3 protein-coding genes and 1 riboswitch are annotated in these 2,730 nt (G+C 64.5%); of the genes, 1 reads left to right on the top strand and 2 read right to left on the bottom strand.

The genetic code is table 11. From position 1 onward, the window contains the following. Positions 1–1,279 (bottom strand): ABC-F family ATP-binding cassette domain-containing protein (locus EN893_RS27830; RefSeq protein WP_164901167.1); only part of this gene is annotated, 1,279 nt, incomplete at its 3' end. A 1-nt stretch (position 1,280) separates the two neighbouring features. Then, positions 1,281–1,925: a thiamine diphosphokinase gene (locus EN893_RS27825; protein ID WP_127270152.1), complete on the bottom strand. Its 645-nt coding sequence runs from the start codon at positions 1,923–1,925 to the stop codon at positions 1,281–1,283. An 87-nt stretch (positions 1,926–2,012) separates the two neighbouring features. Further along, positions 2,013–2,127, top strand: a riboswitch (TPP riboswitch). Positions 2,128–2,170: 43 nt separating this feature from the next. On the opposite strand from EN893_RS27825, the gene EN893_RS27820 reads away from it, so the two are divergent. Beyond that, positions 2,171–2,730 (top strand): thiamine ABC transporter substrate-binding protein (locus tag EN893_RS27820; RefSeq protein WP_128361946.1); only part of this gene is annotated, 560 nt, incomplete at its 3' end.

The raw sequence follows: 2,730 nt of genomic DNA, 5'->3' as shown, positions 1-2,730 counted from the left end.
CCAGAAGGTTTGCCGGCCGCGCCAGCACGCGCGCCAGCAAGAGCCGTGCCCGCTCGCCGCCGGACAATTCGCGCACCGGGGTGCGTGCCTGCTCCGGCTTGAACAGGAAATCCTTCATGTAGGAGACGACGTGGCGCTGCTCGCCATTGATGACGAGGTTCTCGCCGCGCCCGTCGGTGAGATATTGCGCCAGCGTCTCCTGCGGGTCGACCGCCTCGCGCTTCTGGTCGAGCGTGGCGATCTCCAGATTGGTGCCGAGCCGCACCGAACCGGCGTCCGGCTTCATCTCGCCGGTCAGCATCTTCAAGAGCGTCGTCTTGCCGGCGCCGTTCGGCCCGACCAGGCCGACGCGATCGCCGCGCTGGATGCGGGTCGAAAACCCCTTGACCACGGTTAGATCGCCAAAGCTCTTCTCGATGTTCTTCGCCTCGATCACCAGCTTGCCGGACTCGGCGGCGTCGCTCGCCACCATGGTCGCCGACCCTTCGGCACCGCGATGGCCGCGAAAACGCTGGCGCATGGTCTGCAACTCGCCGAGCCGGCGCATGTTTCGCTTGCGCCGCGCCGTCACGCCGTAGCGCAGCCAATGCTCTTCGCGAACGATCTGGCGGCCGAGTTTATGCTGCTCGCGCTCTTCTTCCTCCAGGACTAGGTCGCGCCATTCCTCGAAATGGCCAAAGCCCTTGTCCAGCCTGCGGGTCTGGCCGCGATCGAGCCAGATGGTGGCGCGCGACACACGTTCGAGAAAGCGGCGGTCGTGCGAGATGACGATCAGTGCCGAGGAGGTGCGGATGAGTTCTTCTTCCAGCCATTCGATGACCGAGAGGTCGAGATGATTGGTCGGCTCATCGAGCAGCAGGATGTCTGGCTCCGGCGCCATGACGCGGGCAAGGGCAGCACGCCTCGCCTCGCCGCCCGACAGATCGTTCGGACGTTCCTCACCCGACAGTCCGAGATGCTCCATCAGATAGCTGGCGCGGTAGGGATCGTCGGCAGGGCCAAGCCCGGCCTCGACATAGGCGCGGACAGTGGCAAAGCCCTCCATGTCGGGCATCTGCGGCAAATAGCGGACAGTTGCCGAAGGCTGGCGGAACACCTCGCCGTCCTGCGGCTCGATCAGGCCAGCGGCGATCTTCAGCAGGGTCGACTTGCCCGACCCGTTGCGGCCGACCAGTGCGATCTTGTCGCCGGCCGAAGCCGTCAAGGCGGCGCCGTCGAGCAGCGGCGTGCCGCCGAAGGTCAGTTTTATCCCGTCGAGGTTGAGAAGAGGCGGGGCCATGTCAGCTTTCAGGTAAGGGATAGGGATGAGCGAGCAGCATCGCGCGGCCATGGCCGAGCGCGATTTCGAGGCGGCCCTTGATCTCGTTGGAAATGGTCAGCGACGAACCGAAGGCCACCTTGACGTGGTTCAGCGGCCATTTGGCGCCGGTGACGGTCAACCCGGCAAGCTCGGAAAAGCCGAGCACCGAAAACAGCGTGCCATCGGCATAGTCGAAGCCGGCCGTTCCGCGCAGCAGGGGAATGCCTTCCTGGGCGCCGCTGGTCAGGAGCACATCGGTCCCTGCTTCGGCCAGGCGCAAGGCAAGCGCCAGATGCAGGAAAGCGTGGTCGGCTCGCTTGCCGCCGAAAGCACCTGCTAGCACCAGGCGGGTCGCGCCGCGCTCGAGTGCGGCGGCGATGGCCAGTTCGCCATCGGTCTGGTCCTTTTCCGCCGGGAAGGTCCGGCGAGGCACGGAAGCGAGATCGTCAGGCAGCTTGGCTGGCACGGAATCAAAATCACCCACCCACAGCTCCGGGACAAGGCCGAGCAGCCGTGCATGGCCGATGCCGGCGTCGGCGGCGATGACGCGGGAGCCTTCGACCTGACGGTCGAGCCGTGGCGTGCGGATGAGATCGCCGCCAAGCAGGATGGTGAATGTGCTCATATCGTGTGGCCCTTACCAGCCCGGCACGGGAAACGGAAGGCGGCAAACTCCCACTTGCGTGGCGGATCGGCCCGGCCTATGTGTCGAAACGCTCTAACGGGGTGCCGGACGCGATCTTCGCGGACCGGCTGAGAGGCAGTCTCGCCAACCCGCTGAACCTGATCCGGTTTGTACCGGCGGAGGGATTAGACGTTTCGGACAGTCCGACGCCTCAATTCCTTTCAATTCGAACGAAGGAGGCGCCGATGCGCACGCTTTTATACGCTCTTGTTTCAGCAACGGTCGTGGCCTTGTCCGGACCGGCCTTGGCCAAGGACAAGCTCACCGTCTACACCTATGAGAGTTTTACCGCCGACTGGGGTCCGGGTCCCGTGGTGAAGAAGGCGTTCGAGGCCGAATGCGGCTGCGATGTCGAGTTCGTCTCGGTCGCCGACGGCGTCGCGTTGCTCAACCGCGTCAGATTGGAAGGCGCATCGACCAAGGCCGATATCGTGCTTGGCCTCGACACCAATCTCACCGCCGATGCCAAGGCCTCAGGCTTGTTCGCGCCGCATGGCGGCGTAACTGATGTCAACGTGCCGGGTGGCTGGAGCGACGATACTTTTGTCCCCTTTGACTACGGCTATTTCGCTGTCGTCTACGACACCGAGAAGCTGAAGAACCCGCCGAAAAGCCTGAAAGAGCTGGTCGAAGGCAGTGCCGACGACAAGATCGTCATCCAGGATCCACGCACCTCGACGCCGGGCCTCGGCCTGCTTCTGTGGGTCAAGTCGGTTTATGGCGACAAGGCGCCGGAGGCCTGGGC

The organism is Mesorhizobium sp. M7A.F.Ca.CA.004.04.2.1, from assembly GCF_004022825.1.
Lineage (GTDB): Bacteria > Pseudomonadota > Alphaproteobacteria > Rhizobiales > Rhizobiaceae > Mesorhizobium.
This window is presented reverse-complemented; position numbering and strand designations above follow the sequence as displayed.

Coding starts and splice junctions, on each gene's coding strand:
- EN893_RS27825 (WP_127270152.1), bottom strand. CDS start 1,925: ATGAGCACATTCACCATCCTGCTTGGCGGCGATCTCATCCGCACGCCA.